20 protein-coding genes and 1 pseudogene are annotated in these 21,116 nt (G+C 67.6%); 11 read left to right on the top strand and 10 right to left on the bottom strand.

What is annotated here, in order from left to right:
- Positions 1 to 63: 63 nt before the first annotated feature.
- Together DXK93_RS29970 and DXK93_RS29965 are read left to right on the top strand one after the other, a co-directional pair.
- The gene (locus DXK93_RS29970) at positions 64 to 408 is read left to right on the top strand and encodes a helix-turn-helix transcriptional regulator (protein ID WP_119452033.1); all 345 of its coding nucleotides are present in this window, start codon (positions 64 to 66) and stop codon (positions 406 to 408) included.
- A gap of 13 nt (positions 409 to 421) precedes the next feature.
- The gene (locus tag DXK93_RS29965) at positions 422 to 1,726 is read left to right on the top strand and encodes a type II toxin-antitoxin system HipA family toxin (protein ID WP_233564643.1); all 1,305 of its coding nucleotides are present in this window, start codon (positions 422 to 424) and stop codon (positions 1,724 to 1,726) included.
- 18 nt (positions 1,727 to 1,744) lie between these two features.
- Here the strand turns inward: DXK93_RS29965 and DXK93_RS29960 are convergent, their stop codons facing one another.
- A complete protein-coding gene (locus DXK93_RS29960) occupies positions 1,745 to 2,608 on the bottom strand; it encodes a cyclopropane-fatty-acyl-phospholipid synthase family protein (RefSeq protein WP_233564642.1) in 864 nt (287 codons plus the stop codon).
- Positions 2,609 to 2,668: 60 nt separating this feature from the next.
- Positions 2,669 to 3,967, bottom strand: coding sequence for an APC family permease (locus DXK93_RS29955; protein ID WP_119452041.1), 1,299 nt, complete (start codon positions 3,965 to 3,967; stop codon positions 2,669 to 2,671).
- A 450-nt stretch (positions 3,968 to 4,417) separates the two neighbouring features.
- Between DXK93_RS29955 and DXK93_RS29950 the strand changes: the two genes are divergently transcribed.
- Both DXK93_RS29950 and DXK93_RS29945 read left to right on the top strand, forming a co-directional pair.
- On the top strand, positions 4,418 to 4,804 hold the full coding sequence (locus DXK93_RS29950) for a DUF6152 family protein (protein WP_119452030.1): 387 nt from the start codon (positions 4,418 to 4,420) through the stop codon (positions 4,802 to 4,804).
- Between the two features lie 11 nt (positions 4,805 to 4,815).
- A complete protein-coding gene (locus DXK93_RS29945) occupies positions 4,816 to 5,304 on the top strand; it encodes a DUF6644 family protein (RefSeq protein ID WP_054454377.1) in 489 nt (162 codons plus the stop codon).
- Between the two features lie 43 nt (positions 5,305 to 5,347).
- On the opposite strand, the gene DXK93_RS29940 is transcribed toward DXK93_RS29945, so the two are convergent.
- Together DXK93_RS29940 and DXK93_RS29935 are read right to left on the bottom strand one after the other, a co-directional pair.
- Positions 5,348 to 5,938, bottom strand: coding sequence for a YceI family protein (locus DXK93_RS29940; protein WP_054454380.1), 591 nt, complete (start codon positions 5,936 to 5,938; stop codon positions 5,348 to 5,350).
- A gap of 226 nt (positions 5,939 to 6,164) precedes the next feature.
- Positions 6,165 to 6,791 (bottom strand): glutathione S-transferase family protein, encoded by a 627-nt coding sequence (locus tag DXK93_RS29935; protein WP_054454865.1) that lies wholly within the window; start codon positions 6,789 to 6,791, stop codon positions 6,165 to 6,167.
- Positions 6,792 to 7,019: 228 nt separating this feature from the next.
- Between DXK93_RS29935 and DXK93_RS29930 the strand changes: the two genes are divergently transcribed.
- The gene (locus tag DXK93_RS29930; protein ID WP_054454382.1) at positions 7,020 to 7,424 is read left to right on the top strand and encodes a DUF2946 family protein; all 405 of its coding nucleotides are present in this window, start codon (positions 7,020 to 7,022) and stop codon (positions 7,422 to 7,424) included.
- 243 nt (positions 7,425 to 7,667) lie between these two features.
- On the top strand, positions 7,668 to 9,731 hold the full coding sequence (locus DXK93_RS29925; RefSeq protein WP_119452029.1) for a TonB-dependent copper receptor: 2,064 nt from the start codon (positions 7,668 to 7,670) through the stop codon (positions 9,729 to 9,731).
- Between the two features lie 29 nt (positions 9,732 to 9,760).
- Here DXK93_RS29925 and DXK93_RS29920 read toward each other — a convergent pair whose 3' ends face one another.
- Genes DXK93_RS29920 through DXK93_RS32045 form a run of 6 tightly spaced genes read right to left on the bottom strand, consistent with a single transcriptional unit; the run spans position 9,761 to position 15,567 of the window.
- Positions 9,761 to 11,128 carry an MmgE/PrpD family protein gene (locus DXK93_RS29920; RefSeq protein ID WP_119452028.1) on the bottom strand — a complete coding sequence of 456 codons (1,368 nt, stop codon included), beginning with the start codon at positions 11,126 to 11,128 and terminating at the stop codon, positions 9,761 to 9,763.
- Positions 11,125 to 12,027: a polysaccharide deacetylase family protein gene (locus DXK93_RS29915; RefSeq protein ID WP_119452027.1), complete on the bottom strand. Its 903-nt coding sequence runs from the start codon at positions 12,025 to 12,027 to the stop codon at positions 11,125 to 11,127. Before DXK93_RS29915 ends, DXK93_RS29920 begins: the two co-directional genes overlap by 4 nt.
- A 28-nt stretch (positions 12,028 to 12,055) precedes the next feature.
- A complete protein-coding gene (locus tag DXK93_RS29910) occupies positions 12,056 to 12,841 on the bottom strand; it encodes an enoyl-CoA hydratase (protein WP_119452026.1) in 786 nt (261 codons plus the stop codon).
- Complete coding sequence (locus tag DXK93_RS29905) at positions 12,838 to 14,034, bottom strand: CaiB/BaiF CoA-transferase family protein (protein WP_054454392.1); 1,197 nt, start codon at positions 14,032 to 14,034, stop codon at positions 12,838 to 12,840. The genes DXK93_RS29910 and DXK93_RS29905 overlap by 4 nt, the downstream gene beginning before the upstream one ends.
- A gap of 14 nt (positions 14,035 to 14,048) precedes the next feature.
- Positions 14,049 to 15,404 (bottom strand): amidase, encoded by a 1,356-nt coding sequence (locus tag DXK93_RS29900; RefSeq protein WP_119452025.1) that lies wholly within the window; start codon positions 15,402 to 15,404, stop codon positions 14,049 to 14,051.
- Positions 15,397 to 15,567 (bottom strand): hypothetical protein, encoded by a 171-nt coding sequence (locus tag DXK93_RS32045; protein WP_156337376.1) that lies wholly within the window; start codon positions 15,565 to 15,567, stop codon positions 15,397 to 15,399. Before DXK93_RS32045 ends, DXK93_RS29900 begins: the two co-directional genes overlap by 8 nt.
- Before the next feature lie 119 nt (positions 15,568 to 15,686).
- Between DXK93_RS32045 and DXK93_RS29895 the strand changes: the two genes are divergently transcribed.
- The 5 genes and pseudogenes from DXK93_RS29895 to DXK93_RS29875 all read left to right on the top strand — a co-directional run.
- The gene (locus tag DXK93_RS29895) at positions 15,687 to 16,346 is read left to right on the top strand and encodes a GntR family transcriptional regulator (RefSeq protein ID WP_054454398.1); all 660 of its coding nucleotides are present in this window, start codon (positions 15,687 to 15,689) and stop codon (positions 16,344 to 16,346) included.
- Positions 16,347 to 16,521: 175 nt separating this feature from the next.
- Positions 16,522 to 17,844 carry an MFS transporter gene (locus tag DXK93_RS29890; protein ID WP_119452024.1) on the top strand — a complete coding sequence of 441 codons (1,323 nt, stop codon included), beginning with the start codon at positions 16,522 to 16,524 and terminating at the stop codon, positions 17,842 to 17,844.
- 286 nt (positions 17,845 to 18,130) lie between these two features.
- Positions 18,131 to 19,207, top strand: coding sequence for a BamA/TamA family outer membrane protein (locus DXK93_RS29885; RefSeq protein ID WP_119452040.1), 1,077 nt, complete (start codon positions 18,131 to 18,133; stop codon positions 19,205 to 19,207).
- Positions 19,204 to 19,491: a hypothetical protein gene (locus DXK93_RS29880; protein WP_233564641.1), complete on the top strand. Its 288-nt coding sequence runs from the start codon at positions 19,204 to 19,206 to the stop codon at positions 19,489 to 19,491. Before DXK93_RS29885 ends, DXK93_RS29880 begins: the two co-directional genes overlap by 4 nt.
- A 239-nt stretch (positions 19,492 to 19,730) precedes the next feature.
- Positions 19,731 to 21,116, top strand: a pseudogene (locus DXK93_RS29875) (autotransporter outer membrane beta-barrel domain-containing protein); the annotation flags it as partial.

Here is a 21,116-nt window from a genome sequence, read left to right as displayed (position 1 = left end):
TCTTAATTCCTAATATGCCTCATTAATAGTGCAAACCAAAAAACAAAGCACTATTATTGACTCATGAAAAGGAAGATCGAACCCAGCTTCGATGCCGCCAGTGCGCTTGCGCGCCTTGGCGCCAACATCCGCACCGCCCGGCTGCGCCGCGCCGAAACCGAATCCACGCTGGCCGCCCGCATGGGCGTGTCGCGCGCCACCATCACGCGCCTGGAACGCGGCGACGGCGGCGTGTCCCTGGCGCTGGCCATTGAAGCCTTGCTGCAGTACGGCTATGCGGACCAGGTCTACGCCCTGGGCGATCCCGACCTGGACGGCGTAGGCAAACGCCTGGACGCGGTGCGCCGGCCCAGCCGGGGCAGCGGCAAGACGCCCAACACGCACCGCGCCGATCCTACCCAGCTGTAGCGCCACGCAAATCGTGAAAGCAAGAAAGCACAAATCGGTGGAAAGCGAGCTGTATGTCTACGTCGACATCCGCGGCGAGGCCGTGCTCGCCGGCCTGCTGACGCTGGACGATTCGGATGAAAGCCGCTTCTACGCCGAGTTCACCTATGTGCAGTCCTATGTGAACGATCCGCGCGCCTTTGCGCTGGATCCGCTGAACCTGCCGCTGGTGGACGCGCGCACCACCTTCCGCACCGAAAGCCGCTACGAAACGCTGGGCGCGATCTTTGACGCCGCCCCCGACGCATGGGGCCGCAACGTCATGCGCGTGGACAACGCCGGCGCCCGCGTGACCGAGGACGAAGTCCTGCTCAAGGGACGCGGGATGGGCGTGGGGGCGTTGTTCTTCAGCGCCCGCCGGCTTACGCCGAACATGCGCAAGACCTATCGCCTGCCGGAACTCAGCCAGGTGGAATCGCTTGCGGACCTGCTCACCGATATCGATCAGGGCGTCAAGCCCAAGGGCCTGTACCGCGACATCCTGGGCAGCTCCTGGGACATCGGCGGCGCGCGCCCCAAGACCATCGTGCGCGACGAGCGCGGCGAAATGTGGATCGCCAAGTTTCCGCGCAAGGGGGATTCCTACGACCGCCAGCGCGTCGAATACGCCAATCTGCAGATGGCGCGCGCCATCGGCCTGACGGTGCCCGAGATCCGCCTGGCTGAAACGCATCTGGGCGCGGTGCTGCTGACGCACCGCTTCGACCGCGAGCTGCTGCCGGCCGGGCAGGGCGCGACTCCCATCGTCGCGCGCCGCCATTTCCTCAGCGGCGCCTCCCTGATCAGCCCCTCGGCGCAGATCGGCAAACGCGAACTCGACGAGGCGCGCGGCAAGGCCACGTATTCCTACGCGCGGCTGGCGGACGTCACGCGCCGGATTTCGTCCAACCCGGTGCGGGACTCGAAGGAACTGTACGCGCGCATGATCCTGAACGTCGCCGTCCACAACACCGACGACCACTTGAAGAACGTCGGCTTCCTGAAGGACGAGGGCGCGCAGACCTACCGGCTGTCGCCCCTGTTCGACGTGGTTACGCAGGAAGGCTCCGCCAGGCACTACCTGCACATCGGCGCAGCCGGCCGGGAAAGCTCATTCCAGAACTGCCTGAGCGAATACCGGCGCTTCGGCCTGCGGTCTGAAGCCGTCGCTCGCGGCATCCTTGAGCACGTGCGCGAGGTGGTGGAGCAACGCCAGCGCTACTACGCCATGGCCGGAATGACGGCGCAGGAAATCGGGCATGTGGAAGCATCCTTGACGGCCTGGCGCCACGCGGCATAACCCGTCCGCGTCGCGGCCCTACACCCGCTTGGCCGACCAGTTCCCCCGGCCGGCGGCGCTGCCGCTCATCTGCTTGCCATTCACCGTCCCGGTATAGCGCACGCCATTGGCGACAAAGGAGATCTCGGCGCCATTCAGCCGCGCCTCCGAAATCGGCGCGCCGCCCAGCTTGCCCGACAGGCGCTGGTAGCGCTGCTCCAGCTGCAGGGGCTGGCCGTCCACCTCCCAGTTGCCCGCCACCTTGGCGGGCACGATCCACAAGAGCGCCGTGCAGTAGGTGTTGCAGTCCTGCCGGATGGTTTCCTCGGCGTCCGGCTCCCAATCGCCCATGCGGAAGGAGTTCGACACGATGCGGGTGCCGGGCGCCAATTCCAGCAGCTTGGGCCGCAGTTTTTCGTTGATGGTCGACAGCAGGAACATGGTGATCACGTCCGCCTGCGACAGATCGGTGGCGAACAGGTCCGCCGTCACGAAGGTGGCGCGGTCGGCAACGCCGGCGCGCTGCGCGTTGCGGCGCGACAGTTCGACCAGGTCCGGGTTGTACTCGATGCCCTGGGCCGTCAGGCCGCGCTGGGCCGCGGTGATGACGGTGCGCCCGTCGCCCGAGCCCAGGTCCATCAATTTGTCCTTGGGCGTGACCTTGGCCATGTCCAGCATGGTATCGACCAGGGCCTGCGGCGTAGGCACCCAGATGACGTCCTTGCCGTCCTGGCCCACGTCCGGCACGTACTCTTTCTGTTCCGAGGGCTGCGCGGCGGCGGCCAGCGACGGCAGCGGGACGCATGCCAGGGCCAGCGCGGCCGCCGACGCGAGCACGGCGCCGCGCAGGGGCGGCATGGCGCTACGGGCGGCGGATCTGAAGGACTGAATCGCGATGTGCATGATGTGGACTCCTTGCAGGTAAGGCATGCGGACGGGATCGCCGCCCCGGGGAAACCTTGGTCAGGCCCGCGGCGGCGCGGGCCCCAGCAGGCGCAGCAGCGGCAGGCCCGCCGCCAGCACCGCCAGCCCGATCAGCGCGCCGGCGCCGGCGTACATGGCGCTGGAAACCACCAGGCCGGCGCAGGTCAGCGCCAGCAGCAGCGGGGGCAAGGGATAGAGCGGCACGCGGAACGGGCGCGGCCGATCCGGATCGATGCGCCGCAGGCGCCACACCGAGGCCGCAACCAGCAGCATGAAGATCCAGAACACCGGTGCGGTATAGGCCACCAGGGTCTGCACGCTGTTCTGGCTGAAGGCGCCCAGCGCGATCAGCGCAAGCGTGATCGCGCCCTGGACCAGCAGTGCGGATGCGGGCGTCTCGCCTTGCGCGTTCCACGCCGCCAGCGCGCGCAGCCGCGGCACGTCGCGGCCCAGGGCGCAATACACCCGCGCGCCGGTGATGATGGTGCCGTTGATGGTGCTGAGCGCCGTGGCGCAGATCGTCAGGCTGAGCAGGGCTGCAGCGTAGGGGCCGGCCGCCAGCTGCATCACATCCGCCCCCAGCGCCGGCGTATCGCGCAGCCCCTGCAGGCCGAAGATCTCCAGCAGCGCCAGATTGGTCAGCACGTACGCGCCCGTCACCAGCAGCGTGCCGATCAGCAGCACCCGGCTCATGTTGCGGCCCGGGTCGCGCAGCTCGCCGCTGAGATAGGCGGCTTCGTTCCAGCCGCCATAAGTCAGCAGCACGAACACCATGCCCATGCCCAGCAGGCCCGCGGTATTGCCGGTCAAAGGCCCCGGTTCGGCAGCGCTGCGCAGCGGGCTGTCTCCCGCGGCGGCCAGGCTGGCGATCAGCACCGCCGCCAAGGCCGCCACCGTCAGCGCAGTGAACACCCATTGCAACCGCTTGGAATAGCGCGTGCCCGCCACGTTCAAGGCGGTCAGCGCCACCACCGATATCGCCGCGTGCAGGGCGGGGCCGTACGGACCAAGGGGCGCGAGCCGTTGCGCGTAATCGCCATAGATATAGGCGACCACGGCGATGGCGCCCGTCTGGATGACAGAGCAACGCGCCCAGGCGAACATCAGTCCCACCTGCCGGCCCCAGGCCCGCGTCAGGTACAGGTATTCGCCGCCCGCGCCGGGATAGGCCGAGCCCAGCTCGCCGTAGCAAAGCGCGCCGACCAGCATCACCAGGCCGCCCGCGCACCACAAGGCGATGTACATCGCCTCGGAACTCGCGTGCTCCGCCACCAGCGGCGGAAAGCCGAATATGCCGATCCCGATCACCACGCCCACCAGCACCATGGTGGCATCCATCACCGACAAGCCGGCCGGCGCGCGCGGCTGGAGCAACAGGGCCGGATTCGCGGGCGAACGCAGGGTGGGCTGTGTCATCGGATGCTCTCGGTTGGGCGCGGCGGGCGCGTGGAGACGGCGCCATTTGGGGACGGTGCCTGACAATCACCTGAACAATTTGCGACCGTATTCCGTGCGGGAAAGTTTCTCCGGGTTTTCCCGTGAGAAACGATGATTTCTCGAATTCAGCATATATTCAGCATCATCCAAATTCTTAGAATAATTTTCTAATTCATTGATTAATATGACTTTAATTTCATATTTAAGGTTCTTTATTTAAAGTAATTTCTCATCATTGAATCAGGCTCGATATGCAACGCCTCCCGCGCTATGCTGATTGCGCCGGACGCGCGCCACACGAGCGGCCGCCGCAAAGGAAGGGGAGCCAAACCGCAATTCAGGAGCAGCGACATGAAGCTATCCATACGCGTCGTCACGGCAGCGCTGGCGCTTTCCGGACTGATGGGCCTGGTGCCCGCCGCGATAGCCCACCACGGCTGGTCGTGGGCCGAATCCGAACAGATGACGTTGCAAGGCACGGTCCAGCAAGTGCAGGTCGCGCCCCCGCATCCCTGGCTGGACGTACGCGCCGACGACGGCGTCTGGCGCGTGGAGCTGGGCAATCCCACCCAGACCAAGGACGCCGGATTCGTCGAAGGTTCGGCCAAACCGGGCGATGCCATCGTCGCCGTCGGCAACCGCGACCGCGAGTCGGACGCCAAGCGCATGAAAGCCGTCCAGATCAAGGTAGGCGGCAAGACCTACGACATCTATCCCAGCCGCATCAAGAAGCCCTGACCGGCCGGGCCATGCCTGAGCTACTGCGTCTTGCGCTGGAACAGCTTCAGACCCTGCCGCCGTCGATCTGGCTGCGGCGGTGGAGCACGCTGTATCTGCTGGTGAACGCCGCCCATATCGGCGCCATCGGCCTGCTCATAGGCTCCATCGTTCCGCTGGACCTGCGCCTCCTGGGGTGGCTCAAGCCCGGACCGCTGGCTGTGCTGGCGCCGGTGTTGGCGCGGACTGCGGCAGCGGGCCTGGCGCTGGCGGCGTTGACCGGCGCCATGCTTTTCAGCGTCCAGCCGCTGGAGTACCTGGCGAATCCCGCGTTCGGGATCAAGATGGGCCTGCTGGCCGCGGGTGCGATCAATGCCGTGCTTGCACGGCGCAGCCTGGCCTGGCAGACGGTGCGGGATCAGGGCAGTGCGACGGGCGCCATGCGCGTGCGCGCAGGCGCTTCGCTGTTTTTATGGCTGGCTTGCCTGGTGGCGGGGCGCTGGATCGGGTTCCTGTCTTAGGAGCCAGGGCCTTGCGCGTGCGGTGATCGCAGCGCCCGGAAAATCAACGTGCGGCGTCAGCCACGGCCTCGACCGTGATGCGCAGCTGCACTTCGTCGCTCACGCCGGGCGCAAACGCGTCCACGCCGAAATCGCTGCGCTTGACCACCGTCATGGCGTCAAAGCCGATGGCCGGACGCTGCGCCATGGGATGGATGCCTTGCTTGTTCTGGCGCGCCTGCAGCACCACCGGTTTTTCGATGTTCTTGATGCGCAGGACGCCACTGATGCTGAGATTGCCGTTGCCGTGGTCGGTGACCGAAGTGCTCTTGAACTGGATGTCCGGGTACTTGGCCGCCTGGAAGAACTCGGCGCCTTGCAGCATTTCGTCCAGCTTGGGTACGTGCGACGTCAGGCGCGCCACCGGCACGCGCAGGTCGACGGCCGACTTTGCAGGCTGCGCGGCGTCGTAGCGGATCACGCCCGTCACGGCCCCGGCATGCGCGGTGGGCTTGGAGAAACCCAGGTGGTCCCAGGTCACCACGACTTCCGTGTGTTCCGGGTCGATCTGGTAATCCACGGGCGCGGCGTGCGCCGGCAGGCTGCCCAAGGCCAGCAGCGAGGCGGCCAGAAATGCTGCGTAGGTGTGCTTCATTCGATTCTCGGTATGTTCGGCGTCCGGAGGAGCCGGGACGCGCATTCCGTCAGCCCGTCAGCTTAAAACGCGCTGACAGCAACGGCACGGAAGAAGGATAGGAAAGGATGCAATACCGCGCTAGTCCGCCGGAACTGACTGCAGCGTTCCAGTTTTGATGCCAATCAAACCGATACGATCGGCGGCATTGCTGGCCGGGCGCCGCGCGCCGGCCAGCCCGCCGCCGTCAGGAAGCCTGCGCTTCGGCCAGTGCGCGCTGCACGGCAGGTCTTGCCGCAACCCGGGCCAGATAGGCCGCAAGCTTGGGGAACTGCGCGAGGTCGACGCCGTCGCCCTCCAACCAGCTGCCGATGGTGTAGAGATAACCGTCGACCACGCTGTAGCGCTCGCCCGCCGCCCAGGGGCCGGCGATCTGCGATTCCAGGTAGGCGGCGCAGGCGGTCATGGTCTGCGGTACCTTGGCCTGCATGGCGGCATGCGCGGCCGGATCGTCGGCCCAGCGCGCGCCGCGGCGCTTGTGCGCGTGCGCCACGTGCGCGGTGGACGCCAGATAGCTGGCCAGCTCCTGCATGCGCGCGAAGGCGAAAGGATCGTCGACCGGCGCCAGCTGCGCGGCCGGAAAGCTTTGCGCCACGAAGGCGAGCAGGGCGGGCGTCTCGGTCAGCACGCCGTGCTCGGTCGCCAGCGCCGGCACGCGGCCCTTGGGGTTGACGCGCAGGTACTCGGGGCTCTGTTGCTGCGCAGCGCCCATGTCCAGCTTGACCAGGTCGAAGTCGGCTCCTGCTTCATGAAGCGCGATATGCGTCGCCAGCGCACAGGTGCCAGGGGCTGTGTAAAAAGTCCAACGGGACATCCGCATCCTCTACTTTCTATGGTTGAAAAGCCAAGTCGCCACTACGGGCTGCCGGCTACAGGGTAGCCCGATCACCTGCCTGCGCCAAGCTTGGCGGCGACGCGCACGAAGCGGCGGCATTGTCTGATCTACATCAGACGGCAATCCGAATTGGCTGCGCGTTGCCATCCATGCGCGGGATCTGCTCCGCCCTGCGTGATAGCATCTGCGCCGATAAGGAACCGCCGAATGCATGCATCTGCCTATGCCCGTAGACGTTGGGTCGCGCTGGTCGCGATGGCCCTGTTCGTCTTCCAGGCGCTGATCGCGTCTTCGGCGCTGGCGGCCTCGGGCATCGGAACGGGCAAGCCCGGTGTCACCACCATCGTCTGCACGGCCAGCGGCCCACGCGTGGTGACGCTGGATGCCGATGGGCAAAAGCAGGGCGCGCAGCAGCACAGCGGCGCCTTGCCGCACTGCTGCAGCGCAGGCTGCGCCATGCTGAGCGACGCGCTGCCGCCCGAAATCGTGCTGCTGGCCTGGCTCCTGCCAGCCGCAGCCCCCGCAGTCCATCCCCCGGCCGCCGAACCCCACGTTGCAAGCGCCTTGACCCGGCTGCCGCAACGGTCGCGCGCGCCGCCGCCATCCGCCTGACCCTCTCCCCAGACTTCCACGACACGCCATCCGCGCAGCCCGCCAACCCGCGGGCCTGAGCGGTTGCGCCAGCGTCGTCCGCACGCAGCAGGCCAAGGTCCTTTTGCGCCGCGCGGGGAGGGCCCCCACTTCGTCACGCCCATGCGCAGACAGCGCGCTCCTGCCACGCCTTTCTTAAAGGGAGGCGGCCGCGCTGCCCGTCCGCGCCTGCCATCGCACGTTCCCGATCGACAGACACCAGACATGACCACAAACCAAGAATTCCTGCGCGCGAGTTGCCTGGCCGCCGCAGTGGCCGCCTCATTTCCCGCCTGGCCCCAAGCCGCCGACACGCCCGACGTCTACACCACCGATCCCGTGGTCATCACGGGCGTGGAACCCAGCGCGCCCTTGACCTTCACCACGGATCCCAAGATCCCGCGCCAGCCGCTGCCGGCCAGCGACGGGACCGACTATCTGAAGACGATTCCCGGCTTCTCGGCCATCCGCAATGGCGGCACCAACGGCGATCCCGTGCTGCGCGGCATGTTCGGCTCGCGCTTGAATCTGCTGACCAATGGCACCTCCATGCCGGGCGCGTGCCCTGCGCGCATGGACGCGCCCAGTTCCTATATCTCGCCCGAGAACTTCGACCAGCTCACGGTCATCAAGGGACCGCAGACCGTGCTGTGGGGACCCGGCGCGTCGGCCGGGACGGTCAAGTTCGACCGCGACACGCCCCGTTTCACCGCAGCCGGCGTGCGATTCGACGGCAGCCTGACGGGCGGCTCGTTCGGCCGCAACGACCAGGCCGCCGACCTGACCGTGGGCAACGACAAGGTCTACACGCGCATCACCGCCAACCATTCCCATTCCCAGGACTACAAGGACGGCGACGGCAACACCGTGCCTTCGCGCTGGGACAAGTGGAACGCCGACCTGACCCTGGGTTTCACGCCCGACGCCGACACGCTGTACGAACTGACCGCCGGCACGGGCGATGGCGAAGCGCGCTATGCCGGCCGCGGCATGGACGGCTCTCAGTTCAAGCGCGAGAGCTTCGGCCTGCGCTTCGAGAAGCGCAACCTGGGACCCGTGCTGAGCAAGGTCGAGGCGCAGCTGTACTACAACTACGCCGATCACGTGATGGATAACTACACGCTGCGCGCGCCGGACCCCATGAGCGCCATGCCCATGGCCATGGCGGCCGACGTGGACCGCGCGACCTGGGGCGGCCGCTACGCCGGCACCTGGGAACTGACGCCGGATATCAGTCTGGTCACCGGCCTGGATTTCCAGCAGAGCCGCCATCGCTCCCGCAGCGGCACCGATACCGTGCCGTACAGCAGCCAGAGCTGGGTCAAGGACGCCGACTTTTCCAACACCGGACTGTTCGGCGAACTGACCTGGCGCGTCGCGCCGGACAGCCGCGTCATCGGCGGCGCACGGGTCGACTGGGCTTCGGCCAAGGACTTCCGCCAGGACACGGGCTCGATGATGATGCCCATGCCCAATCCCACAGCGGATGAGCGCCGCAAGGACACGCTGCCCAGCGGCTTCCTGCGCTATGAGCAGGATCTGGCCTCGCTGCCGGCCACGGTCTATGTGGGCCTGGGCCACGTCGAGCGCTTCCCCGATTACTGGGAGCTGTTCTCTCCGGACCAGGGGCCTGCCGGGTCCGTCAACGCCTTCCAGGGCGTGAAACCCGAGAAAACCACCCAGCTGGATTTCGGCGCCCAGTACAAAACCGAAGCGCTGGACGCCTGGTTCTCAGGCTACGCCGGTTACGTCAATGACTTCATCCTGTTCAGCTACACCTCGGGCGGCATGATGGGTCCGGCGTCGCAGGCCAGCAATGTCGACGCACGCATTGCAGGCGGCGAACTCGGCGTCTCATACAAGCCCGCGTCCGCGTGGAAACTGGGCGCGACGCTCGCGTATGCCTGGGGCGAGAACCGCAGCGACGGCAGGGCGCTGCCGCAGATGCCGCCGCTGGAGGCCAGGCTCAGCGCCGCCTACGATGACGGCACCTGGTCGGCCGGGGCGCTGTGGCGCATCGTGGCCGCGCAAAAACGCTACGCCTTGAATGAGGGCAACGTAGTCGGCAAGGACTTCGGCCCGAGCGCGGGCTTCGGCGTTTTCTCCGTCAACGGCGGCTATGCGGTCAACAAGCAGGTCCGCCTGTCGCTGGGCGTGGACAATCTGTTCAACAAGACCTACAGCGAACACTTGAACCTGGCGGGGAATGCGGGTTTCGGCTATGCCGCCAACACCGCAGTCAATGAGCCGGGCCGCACGGTCTGGGCGCGCGTGAGCTTCAAGTACTGACGCGCCCAGTCCGGAACACGCCGTCAGGACTAACGCCCGGTTGTCAGCAGACGAATGATGCCGCGCAGGTCCTGTTCGGCCTCCAGTCCGCGCAGCCGTCGCGCCAGCTCCCGTGTCTGGCCGGCGGGCAGCGGCGGCTGCACGGACGCGCAGCAGGCTTCGAACTTGGCGTCCTGTTCCGCCACGCCCAAGGGGCGTTCCGGACTGCCGGGAAAGGCCGGCATGTCGACCGCGAATTCGCGGCCGTCCTTCAGCCGCAATTCCACGCGCTGGGGGCTCATGGCATTGGGGTCCGGATTGCCGTCATCCAGCACCTGGACACGGGCGGCCAGTTCGAAAGTCCTGGCCTCGGCCAGCGCGTCGGGATCGAAGTCGGGTATGCCGACCCGGCCGCGCAGCAGGGCAGTAGCGATGGCATAGCCCATGCAGAGCCGGGCCGTGGCGGAATCCATGCCCGGATGGGCCGGCCGTCCCACCAGGCGCACGATCAACGACGACGCGCGGACCGTGATCCGGTCCACGTCCCCGGGCTGCAGCGCATGGGCGCGCATGAGGTCCAGCACGGCGCCGATGCCGCTATGGGTGGCCCGGCCGGTCGGGTAGGGCTTGTGGCTCATGCGGGTGATCTGGAACACCCGGCCCACGTCCGCGCGAACCGCGTCCCAGTCGGCCTGGCCGGCGTCATACAGCGCGAAGTAGCCATAAGGGCCTTCCAGGATGTCGCGCGGACCGGGAAAGCCCGCGCGCGCCAGCTCGAAGGCCGTAACCGCCGCCCTGGCGTTCAGGCCGACCTGCAGGCCGACCGCGGGCGAGCCTTCGATATGCGCCTGCATGGTGCCGGAGAGATGACTGTACGCCAGCCCCAGCGCATCGCGCGTGGCGCTCTCATTCAACCCGCCAAGCTTGCACAGCGTGGCCGTGGCGCCCAGGCCGCCGCACATGGCCGGCCGGAAAAAACGCATGGGCGCGCGCTGGGCCAGCGCGACATAGATGGCGAAGTCCAATCCGGCGGCGACCGCGGTGATCAATCGGGGACCATCGACGCCGCCTTCGCGTTCGGCATAGCCCAGCGCCGCCGGCACGATGCAGGCAAACGCGTGCACCACGGCCCGGTCGTGGATCGCGTCGAACTCCTGGTTGAACACTTGATATGCGTTCAGCATGACCGCGCTGGCCAGCGGCAGCCGCTCGCCGCTGCCCCAGACGGTCGCTTCCGCGCCCTGGCCCAGGGCCTGGGCCGCCTGGCGCAACGAGGGCATGCGGGGATGGCGCGAGCCGGATAGCCCGACGCCAACCGCATCCAGGATGAAGGTCTTGGCCGCTTTCACCGCCGCTGCGGGCAGGTGCTCGTATTGGGTCCGCAGCAAATGCGCGACCAGGGTATCGATGGCGTTCATGCGGCGGCTCCATCGGGCTGGACGGGAACCTGGGCGGCGTACCAGTCATACATCGCGGCGCCGGTGACGAAGGTAGTCATCGGGTGCTTTTGCAGCAGGTCCAGCATGGTGAGCAGGTCGGCGTAGCGGTGCGGCACGCCCATCAGATGGGGATGCAGTCCCAGCGTGAGGACGCGCGGACGGCCCGCGGTCCGGGCCTCGTCGGCATACAGGTCCAGCGTCCGCTCCAGGCGCCGGCTGAATTCCCCGGTGGCATGCTTTTCCACGGCGTGGATGACCGAGTCGTTCAGTTCCAGCGCGTACGGCAAGGCCAGCAAGGGCCTGCCGGCGGTCCGCATCCAGTTGGGCAGATCGTCCAGGCACCAGTCGAACAGGTAGTCGATGCCGGCCTGGGCCAGGAGATCCGGCGTGTCCAGCGTTTCGCGCAGGCCCGGCGAGAGCCAGCCGCGCGGCCGGCGGCCGCTGAAGCGCTCGATCCGGTCCAGCGCCGCGGCGATGGTGCGGGCCTGGCCGTCGCCGTCCTCTTGCGACAAAGCGCGCTGGTGGATGCCGTGGCCGATGAATTCCCAGCCGGCCTCCAGCAGCGCCTGGGCCGCCTCGGGGTAGGCATCGATGACGGAGGCGTTCAGGCTGGCCGAGGCAGGCAGGCCGCGGCCGCGGATGGCGTCGATGATCCGCGGCAGCCCGCAGCGCAGGCCATATTCGGCCCAGCTGTAGTTGGGCACGTCCGGCACCGTCTCGCGCCCGTGCGGCGCGGTCAGCAGGGTGCGGGGCATGGGCTGATCGAACGGCCAGTGCTCCACATTGACGACCAGGTGCACCAGGATGGCCCGGCCGTCCAGCGCCGCCAGGGGCGGGCGCTGGCTGGAAAGCATGAAAGGAATGCGTGGATTGTTCATGGCATCTTGCTCATGGTTCAAAGACGGCTCAGCGGCCAAGGAAGACCGGGTCGCGTTTTTCGGCGAATGCCCGCCGGCCTTCGGCGTAGTCCTCGCTGGCGAAGCACCGGGCCACCAGGGCGTCGATCGCATCGAGCTGCGCGGGCGCGGGCGGATTCATGGTCGCCAGTATGGCTGCCTTTGCCGCGCGCAGGGAGAGGGGCGCATTGGCGGCGATGGCGCGCACCCGGGCCTGCGACTGGCGGACGAAATCGTCGTCGGCGTACCGTTCGTGGACCAGGCCGCGGCGTTCGGCCTGCTCGGCGTCAAGGATGCGGGCGGTATAGAACAGGTCGAAGGCGGACGCCGCGCCCACCACGCCCGCCAGCCTGCGCATGTCGGCATAGGAGTAGCCCAGCCCCAATCTTGCGGCCGGCATGCGGAAGCGGGCGCTGGCGCTGGCATAGCGCAGGTCGCAGGCCAGCGCCAGGCCGATGCCGCCGCCCATGCAGGCGCCTTGTATCAGCGCAACGGTAGGCGCGGCGAAGTCCGCCAGCAATTGCTGCGCATCCGCCACCGCCTGGTTGTACCGGGCGACCGCGGCCGCGCCGTCGCGGGCCTGGTCGAACTCGCTGATGTCGGCCCCGGACACGAAGGCCCGGGTACCCGCGCCGGTCAGCGCCAGCACCCGGACTGCGGCGCCGTCGAGTTCACGCAGCGCTGCAGCCAACTGCAGCCACATGTCCAGCGTCATTGCGTTGCGCCGTTCGGGATGGCAGACCGTCAGGGTTGCAATGCCGTCCTGGAAATCCACCTGGATCTGGCCGCCGCTCATACCACGCCCTCTTCATACAGGCGCTCAATGTCGTCCGCGGCATAGCCCATCTCCGCGAGCATTTCGCGGGTGTGCTCGCCCCAGCCTGGCGCGGGCCGCCTGATCTGGGCGGGCGTGCGCGTCAAGGCCACGGGCTGCGAGATCAGCCGGTACTGGTGTCCGGCATCGTCGGCAACCGGCTGCGCCACGCCCAGGTGGCGCACCTGTTCGTCCTCGAACACCTGCGGAATGCTGTAGACCGGGCCTGCAGGCACCCCGGCGCGGTTCAGCAGGCCAACCCAGTGCGCGACGCTCTGTTGGCTAAAGCGCTGCGCCAGGGATTCATTGAGCGCACCCCGGTTCGCCACGCGCAACTTCTCGGTCGCGTAGCGCGGGTCTTCCAGCCATTGCGGCGCATCCAGGCACTCGCACAGGCGGCGCCAGTTGCCTTCGCCGGACGCGCCCAGGTTGAACGCGCCGTCGCTGGCCTCGAACAGCCCCATCGGGCTGCTGGTCGGATGGTCATTGCCTGCCTGCACCGGCGTGTCGCCGTCGTTCAGATAGCGCGCAGCCTGGAAGTCCATCAGCGCGATCTGCGTGTGCAGCAGGGAACTGTGGACCCATTGGCCCACGCCGGAGTGTTCGCGCTCCAGCAGGGCCAGCAGGACGCCGACCGCGGCATAGATGCCGGTGCCGCAATCTGCGACCGCGAGTCCCGCGCGCAGCGGACCGCCGCCGGCAAAGCCCGTGACCGACATGAGCCCGCCCATGCCCTGGATGATCTGGTCAAAGCCCGGCCGGTCCGCATAGGGACCGTCCTGGCCAAAGCCGGAGATGCTGGCCAGGATGATGCGGGGATTGATGGCGCGCAGGGCGTCGTAGTCCACCCCAAGGCGCGCCTTGACGTCGGGCCGCCAGTTTTCCACCACCACGTCGGCCGTGGCCACCAACTGCTTGAAGACGGCCAGGCCTTCGGGCTTCTTCAGGTTCAGCGTCATCGACCGCTTGTTGCGGTTCAGGTTCTGGAAGTCGCCGCCAGTACGGTCCGCGGCGAACATGGCTTCATTGGGATCGATCCCGGCCGGCGGTTCGATGCGGATCACGTCCGCGCCGAAGTCGGCCAGGATGCGCACGCAGGTCGGGCCTGCGCGCACGCGCGAGAGGTCCAGCACGCGAAAGCGCGCCAGGGTGGGGGAGGCATTGATTCTGGCCATGATGAGTCCGTGGATTAGCGTTGCAGAATGGCGGAAAAGGGCAGGGCGTACTGATGCGCGAAGGCCAGCAGCAGGGCTTCGCTGCCGGGCGCGCCGACCGCTTGCACGCAGACAGGGCGGCCTTGCGCATCGATGCCGACGGGCAGGACCAGCGCCGGCAGCCCCAGGTAGTTGAGGTAGGCGTGATGGCGGTGCAGCGCGCCGAGGGCGCGGGGATCGAAATCGGGGCTGCTGGTGGTGACCGCGGCGCGGTCCGGCACGCCTTGCGGCAGGCAGGGCGTCAGTAATAGATCGGCGTCGGCCAGACAGGTGGCAAGGAAGGCCGCGCGCAGTGGCGCGATCTGCGACAAGGCATGGCGATACCAGACCGCCGGCATGGCCCAGCCTGGCAGCGCGATGGCCTGGGTGGCCGGCGCCAGCGAGGCCAAATCACGGCGCACGCTGCCCGCGAGCGTGGCGGCGGCTTCGGCATGAAGCACGATCTGCGCCAGACGGTTCAAGCGGTCCAGGTCGGGCACGGGGCGCAAGCCGATGCGTTGCGGATCGGGCAGGCCGCGTTCGAATCGCGCCATCGTCTCTGCCACGTCGGCGCGCGCTCCGGCAGTCGCCAGCGTCGAGGCCAGCCTCCAACGCCGCGGCCTGGATAGTTCCCGTTCGATCAGCGCCATGTCCGCGGGCAACGCGGACGCGGTTGTCGGCGTTGGCAGCAACGCGGCGTAGACGCAGGCCGCATCCAGCGCGCTGCGGCCCATCACGCCCACCGTGTCCAAGGTAGGCGCCAAGGCCGCCACGCCGTCGGCCGGGATCGCCCCCGGAGTCGGCTTGAGTCCCACCAGGCCGCAGGTCGCGGCCGGCATGCGCACAGAGCCGGCCGTATCGGTGCCCAGCGTCGCGGGGACCAGGCCTGCGGCAACCGCGACCGCACAACCGCTGGACGATCCGCCCACCGCGGCGGCGGCGTCCAGCGGATTGGCCAGCGGCGCGCCGTGGGGGTTCTCGGCCGTCGCGCCGCAGGCATGCTCGGCCATCGCCAGCGCGCCCAGGTTCAGCGCGCCGTGTTCCTGCAAGCGGCGCAGCGCCGTGGCCATCGGCCCTGGGGCTTCGTCGCGCAACGGCCGCCCGCGCCCCGGGGCGTGCATGCCGGTCTGGAAGGCATCCTTGTGCGCCAAGGCCACGCCTTCAAGCAGGCCGCCAGGACGCACGGTCAGCCCAGAGGGTTGATAGGTGCGCGTGGCGCAGAGCAGGTCGGCCGCCCGGCGCTGGAACGCCGCAGCCTGGGTCGAGACCAATGCCACGCGTGCGCCGGGCGCGGCCTGGGCGTAGTTTCGACGCATGTCGGCCACGGAAAGATGCAGCAGAGAATCAGGCATCGTCGTCCCCGCAGCCGTCGATCTCGGCCTGCACGGCGGCAAGGCGCAAAAGCGTGCGTGCGACCGCCGCTTGCGTCTCCACTGGTACCGCCAGGCCATGCGTCTTGCAGGCCAGGGCGACCCAGGCCTGCCATTCCTGCTTGGGCGAGTCTTCCATGCTCATTACCTCCTGCCGCGTTTTGCTCGTTAAAATAAAAGTCTAGTCTCATAAATATATTTATAGAAGTCAAGAAAATACTATGCCTAGCGTGAATTTTCTTACCCCCTACACCGGAGTCCGCCATGAAAGCCGCTGAGCGCATCCGCCTGTCAGTCGAAGAGTCCATCCGCGATGGCAGCCTGCTGCCGGGAGATCCGGTCGATGAACAGATGCTGATGCAGACCTACGACGTCTCCCGCACACCGGTGCGCGAGGCGCTGCTGCAGTTGCAGGCGCAAGGGCTGGTGGCCAGCCTGCCGCGTGGCGGCATGGTGGTGGCGAAGATGGACGTGGCCCAGTTGCTGGCGATGTGGGAGCTGCTGGCGGAGCTGGAAGGCATAGGCGCGCGCCTGGCCTGCGAACGCATGACGCCCGCCGAACGCGACGAGCTGGCAGCCATCCATGAACGCGCCGCGGCCGTGGTGCGGCGCGAGGACACCGACGCCTGGCAGGAACACAACCGGCGCTTCCACGATGCCCTGTACCTGGGCGCCCGCAATCCCTATCTGCGCCAGGAGATCCTGCGCATGCGGTCGCGCACCGGCGCCTACCGGCTGCACGCCTTTTCCGCTTTCGGCCGCCTGGCCTCGTCATGGGAACAGCATGGCCAACTGCTCGAAGCCATCCAGGCGCAGGACCCGGCGCGCGCGGCCGCGGTCATGACGCAGCACATGAGCCCCGGGCAGGGCGCCACCAGCTTCGCGTCCTTCATCGCCGCGCTGCCCAAGAACCTGTTGGCCTGAAGACGCGACGGCGGACCTCGCCCCGCGGCGGCCACCGCGGGTTAATCCTGATTATTGTATTTTTTCATAATGGCAAAATATATTTATAGCAGACAAAAACATCTGCTCGCGTAACCTTGCCCCGGTATCGGCGGGCTAGGGCGCTCCCCTGATCCGCTCCACCGAGGAACCCGCTATGGATGCTGTTTCACCGCAACCCCTGTCCGCGCCCGCACACGGCGCCGCGCCGGCCGCCGATCCTGGCCAGATGCACCGCAAGGTCGCCTGGCGCCTCATTCCCTTCCTGATCTTCCTGTTCCTGCTGGCGTGGATCGACCGCGTCAACGTGGGCTTCGCCAAACTGCAGATGCTGCAGGACCTGCGCTTCAGCGAAGCGGTGTACGGCCTGGGGGCGGGCATCTTCTTCATCGGCTACTTCATCTTCGAAGTGCCCAGCAACCTGCTGCTGCAACGCATCGGCGCGCGCAAGACGCTGGCCCGCATCACGATCCTGTGGGGCCTGACCTCGATGGCGATGGCGTTCGTGACCACGCCCACTTCCTTCTATGTCCTGCGCTTTCTGCTGGGCGCCTTCGAAGCGGGCTTCTTTCCCGGCGTCATGCTTTATTTGACGTACTGGATACCGGCAAGCAGGCGAGGGCGCATCAATGGCTGGTTCATGACGTCGTTCGGCATCGCCGGCATCGTCGGCGGGCCGATAGCCGGACTCATCATGAGCGGCATGGACGGGGTGGCGCCGCTGCGCAACTGGCAATGGCTGTTCGTGCTGGAAGGCATTCCTTCGGTGATCGCCGGACTGGTGGTGCTGGCCTATCTGCCGGACCGCCCCCAGCAGGCGCGCTGGCTCAGCGCGGCGGAAAAGGCCGCGCTGACGGCCGAGCTGGACAGTGAACGCCTGGACCCCGGCAAACACGCCAGCTTCGCCCAGGCCCTGCGCCTGCCTGCCTTGTGGCTGTGCACCGCGGCGTACTTCTGCATCGTCGGCGGCAATGCGACGCTGGCGTTCTGGATGCCTTCCATCGTGCGCGAGCTGGGCGTGCAAGGCGCGTTGAACATAGGCCTGTTGTCGGCCATCCCGTTCATCCTGGGCACGGCCGCGATGGTGATCAACGGCGCCCATTCCGACTCCACCCGCGAACGCCGCTTGCATTGCGCCGGCGCCACCCTGGTCGGCGCGGTCGGCCTGTCCTTGACCGGCGCCTACATCGGCAGCCCCGTGCTGGCGATGGGCGCCTTGAGCATCGCCGCCATCGGCGTGCTGGGGGCGTTCCCCGTCTTCTGGGCCATCCCGGCGGCATTCCTGACCGGCACCGCCGCGGCGGGCGGCATCGCCTTCATCAATTCGGTCGGCAACCTGGCCGGCTTCGCCACGCCGTTCATGATGGGCTGGCTCAAGGAATGGACGGGCGGCGTGGCCGCAGGCCTGTACGTCGTGGCCGGCATGCAGCTTGTCGCCACGGCGGTCGTCGCGCTGACGATGCGCAGGCTCGCGGTCTAGGCAGCGGTGGCGGAAGTAGTGCGCAAGATCCGGCGCCGTGTCATCATCGGCGGTGCACGACTGAACGCGCGGCTCCAGTCTCATTCTTGCGAGCCGCCCGACATCGCCGGACTGCGGCACCACAACGGGGAAGGACTCCGTGCGCCAGGAATGCAGACACGCCCGAGACAGCGCCTCCAGGGGGGCCGTGCCCGCCACGGGCGGCGCGGCACGCCGGGGCCATCCGGTCACCTGGCCGCGACTGGCCAGGCAGATCCTGATCCTGCTGTGCACGGGCCCGGCGTTCATGGGCGCGGCGTTGGCGCAAGCGGACGCCGACGCGGACGCGAACGGCGGCGGCCTGGACATGGGCGACTTCCTGTTGCGCCAGAACGGCGCGCTGCCGGTACCCGTGATCATCACCGAGCCCGCAGTGGGCTATGGCGGCGGCGTGATGCTGCTGTACTTCTCCGAACCGGCGGGTGAGGCCGCCTCCCAGGGCCAGCCGGAAGGCAAAAGCAAGGCGCCGCCCAATGTCACCGGCATTGGCGCCATGGCCACCGAAAACGGCACGCGCGGCGGCGCGCTGTTCCATTTCCGCAGCTGGGACGCCGACCGCTACCGCTACCTGGGCGCGCTGGCCCAGGGACGCGCAAACCTGGAGTACTACGGCGCCTCCAGCCACGGACGCAGCTACGAGGTGAAGGGCACCTTCCTGATGCAGCAGGTCCTGGCCCGGGTGGGCGACACGCCCTGGTACGTCGGTCCGCGCTATACCTATTTCCGCTCGAACACCCGGTTCACCGGCAGCCAGGCTGGCGAACTGTCCAAGGCCGAATTGGCGGGCCGCATCGGCAAGGCCGGCGTGGTGGTGGACTATGACACGCGCGACAATATGTTCTATCCCAACCGGGGCAGCTATGCCGAGTTGGAGGCCCAGTTTTCGCGCAGCTGGCTGGGCAGCGACCAGGCCTTCGAAAGCTACCGCACGCGCGGCTACACCTGGCTGCCGCTGGCCCCGCGCTGGACCCTGGGCCTGCGCGGCGACGGCCAGTTCACGCGCGGCACGGTGCCGTTCTACGCCCAGCCTTACGTCGACCTGCGCGGCGTGGCGCGGGGCCGCTACCAGGACCGCGACGCGCTGACCTTCGAAACAGAATTGCGCTGGGACGCCACCCCGCGCTGGTCCATACTGGGGTTCAGCGGCGTGGGCAAGGCCTACGGAAACTGGAAATCCTTTGCCGATTCCACCAATGTCGTCAGCATCGGCACAGGCTTCCGGTATCTGATAGCCGCCAAGCTGGGATTGGCGGTGGGGATAGACATCGCCCACAGCAAGGACCAGAACGCCTTTTACATCCAGGTTGGGAGTGCATGGCGATGAAGACAGATGACGATAGTTCCATGTTGCAGGCCGGCACGTCCCAGCTCGGCAACCTGCTGCAATTCCTGGCCTGGATCGCCGAACGGCCGCGCACCTATGCGCAGACCATGGACGCCTGGCGCAGTTCGTGTCCGCGCCTGTCCGCCTGGGAAGACGCGACCGCCAACGGGCTGGTGGACGTTCCCCGCCGCGCGGATGTCGAACCGGTGGTTGTCCTGACACGCAAAGGGCAGATGCTGCTGGCATCTTCGGACGGCGCCAGGCGGACACCAGCTCGCCCCTGACACGGCCGGCCGGCGGCTCTACGCCGCATTCAATCTTTACTTACATTTGTGGCCGCGCATGCGGTAACAGTGTGGTTTTCTTTGCGGATTTCGTCGAAAAAAAGCACTGATTCGTCGAAAAAAAGTTGCGCGAGGTGCGCTGCCTGCGGATTCTAGTGGCGAAACTTTGCCAGTTACTACTGAGCGCGCGCCCGCCGACCCGGGTAAACCGCGCTCGGGTCACAAGAATCCGCTCATCCATGAAGCCCACATCACGCCCGGCGCACAGCCCCAGTCTGCCTTTTCCCCTGCTGCGGCAGAACACGTTGCGGCTGGCCATCGCGTCCGCGCTGGGCGCCTGCGCCTGGAGCGTAGCGGGCGGCGCACAGGCCGGCTATGCATGCGCAGGCGGCCCCACCCTGAACGTGCCGTCCGGCAACTACCCAAGCGCCCAGGCCATCTGCGAGGGCGACAGCGGCGTAGACCATGACAACGAAAAGAACGGCCAGAACGGACCGGACGTGTCGGTCACGTCCTCGGGCAACTACAACGCCGACGAGAACCAGACCCGGCTGAACCCGGTGGGCGTGGTCACGGCCATATCGCGCGGCGGCGACGGCGTGGACGAAGGCACGGCAGGAGACGGCGGCCACATTACCGTATCCAGCACGGGCGACATCGCGCTCAACGGCACGGCGCTCAGCAATTTCAACAGCCTGATCATGGCAGTCTCGTCCGGCGGCATCGGCGACCCCGCCAACGACAACAACGACTCGAACGGCGGACACGGCGGACTGGGCCAGAACGTGACCGTGACCAATTCCGGCAACCTGACGATGTCCGGTTCCCTGCCCACGCCGCACCAAGGCCTGTACGGCATCAACGCGCGGGCCCTGGGCGGGGCCGGCGGCGACCAGAACGATCCGACGCTGGAATACGGCGACCAGGTGGGCGGCAATGGCGGCAACGCCAGCACGGTCACGGTCAGCAACACCGGCGTCATCAACCTGGGCAGCAGCGCCACGCGGCTGCGCACCTATGCCAACGGAGCTGCCATCTACGCGAATTCCGTGGGCGGCATGGGCGGCTACAACAACGGTAATGCCGGCACCGGCGGCACCGTGCAAGTGACGCACCAGGGCCAGGCCAACAGCTACTGGCAGGTCTTCGACAGCGCCACGGTCTTTGGCATCTACGCGCAAAGCATAGGCGGCGACGGCACCGCGTCGACCGACAACAGCGATAACGGCGGCAATGGCGGCGGCAACTCCGACACCTGGACCCAGAAGGTGACCGTGGACGTGAATGGCTCCGTGCTGCTGGACGTGGCCGGTTCGGCGGCCGGCGCGACCGTGCAGGGCGCCGGCGTTGCCGCCCGCGCCATCGGCGGCAAGGGCGGCAAAGGCCCGGACAAGGACCATTCCGGCGGCAATGGCGGCGCGGGCGGCGCCGTGGCGATCAATCTCTATCAGGGCGGCAGCGTCGCGACCCGCGGCGACAACCTGCCCGGCCTGGCGGCGCAAAGCCTGGGCGGGCAGGGCGGCGACGGCACCGACAGCACCAAGCTGGCCGGGCAGGGCGGGGGCGGCGGGTTTGGCGGCAACGCAAGCGCCGTCAACATTTCCACCTGTCTCTTATACACATCT

Source organism: Achromobacter sp. K91 (assembly GCF_003576205.1).
GTDB lineage: Bacteria > Pseudomonadota > Gammaproteobacteria > Burkholderiales > Burkholderiaceae_B > Achromobacter > Achromobacter aegrifaciens.
Note: the sequence above shows the minus strand (reverse complement) of the source record. Positions and strands in the feature narration are given on the sequence as shown.

Bases quoted from the DNA above. Each gene is read 5' to 3' on its own strand.
- DXK93_RS29970 (WP_119452033.1), top strand. From the start codon at position 64: ATGAAAAGGAAGATCGAACCCAGCTTCGATGCCGCCAGTGCGCTTGCG.
- DXK93_RS29960 (WP_233564642.1), bottom strand. From the start codon at position 2,608: ATGCACATCGCGATTCAGTCCTTCAGATCCGCCGCCCGTAGCGCCATG.
- DXK93_RS29955 (WP_119452041.1), bottom strand. From the start codon at position 3,967: ATGGATGCCACCATGGTGCTGGTGGGCGTGGTGATCGGGATCGGCATA.
- DXK93_RS29950 (WP_119452030.1), top strand. From the start codon at position 4,418: ATGAAGCTATCCATACGCGTCGTCACGGCAGCGCTGGCGCTTTCCGGA.
- DXK93_RS29945 (WP_054454377.1), top strand. From the start codon at position 4,816: ATGCCTGAGCTACTGCGTCTTGCGCTGGAACAGCTTCAGACCCTGCCG.
- DXK93_RS29940 (WP_054454380.1), bottom strand. From the start codon at position 5,938: ATGAAGCACACCTACGCAGCATTTCTGGCCGCCTCGCTGCTGGCCTTG.
- DXK93_RS29935 (WP_054454865.1), bottom strand. From the start codon at position 6,791: ATGTCCCGTTGGACTTTTTACACAGCCCCTGGCACCTGTGCGCTGGCG.
- DXK93_RS29930 (WP_054454382.1), top strand. From the start codon at position 7,020: ATGCATGCATCTGCCTATGCCCGTAGACGTTGGGTCGCGCTGGTCGCG.
- DXK93_RS29925 (WP_119452029.1), top strand. From the start codon at position 7,668: ATGACCACAAACCAAGAATTCCTGCGCGCGAGTTGCCTGGCCGCCGCA.
- DXK93_RS29920 (WP_119452028.1), bottom strand. From the start codon at position 11,128: ATGAACGCCATCGATACCCTGGTCGCGCATTTGCTGCGGACCCAATAC.
- DXK93_RS29915 (WP_119452027.1), bottom strand. From the start codon at position 12,027: ATGAACAATCCACGCATTCCTTTCATGCTTTCCAGCCAGCGCCCGCCC.
- DXK93_RS29910 (WP_119452026.1), bottom strand. From the start codon at position 12,841: ATGAGCGGCGGCCAGATCCAGGTGGATTTCCAGGACGGCATTGCAACC.
- DXK93_RS29905 (WP_054454392.1), bottom strand. From the start codon at position 14,034: ATGGCCAGAATCAATGCCTCCCCCACCCTGGCGCGCTTTCGCGTGCTG.
- DXK93_RS29900 (WP_119452025.1), bottom strand. From the start codon at position 15,404: ATGCCTGATTCTCTGCTGCATCTTTCCGTGGCCGACATGCGTCGAAAC.
- DXK93_RS32045 (WP_156337376.1), bottom strand. From the start codon at position 15,567: ATGAGCATGGAAGACTCGCCCAAGCAGGAATGGCAGGCCTGGGTCGCC.
- DXK93_RS29895 (WP_054454398.1), top strand. From the start codon at position 15,687: ATGAAAGCCGCTGAGCGCATCCGCCTGTCAGTCGAAGAGTCCATCCGC.
- DXK93_RS29890 (WP_119452024.1), top strand. From the start codon at position 16,522: ATGGATGCTGTTTCACCGCAACCCCTGTCCGCGCCCGCACACGGCGCC.
- DXK93_RS29885 (WP_119452040.1), top strand. From the start codon at position 18,131: ATGGGCGCGGCGTTGGCGCAAGCGGACGCCGACGCGGACGCGAACGGC.
- DXK93_RS29880 (WP_233564641.1), top strand. From the start codon at position 19,204: ATGAAGACAGATGACGATAGTTCCATGTTGCAGGCCGGCACGTCCCAG.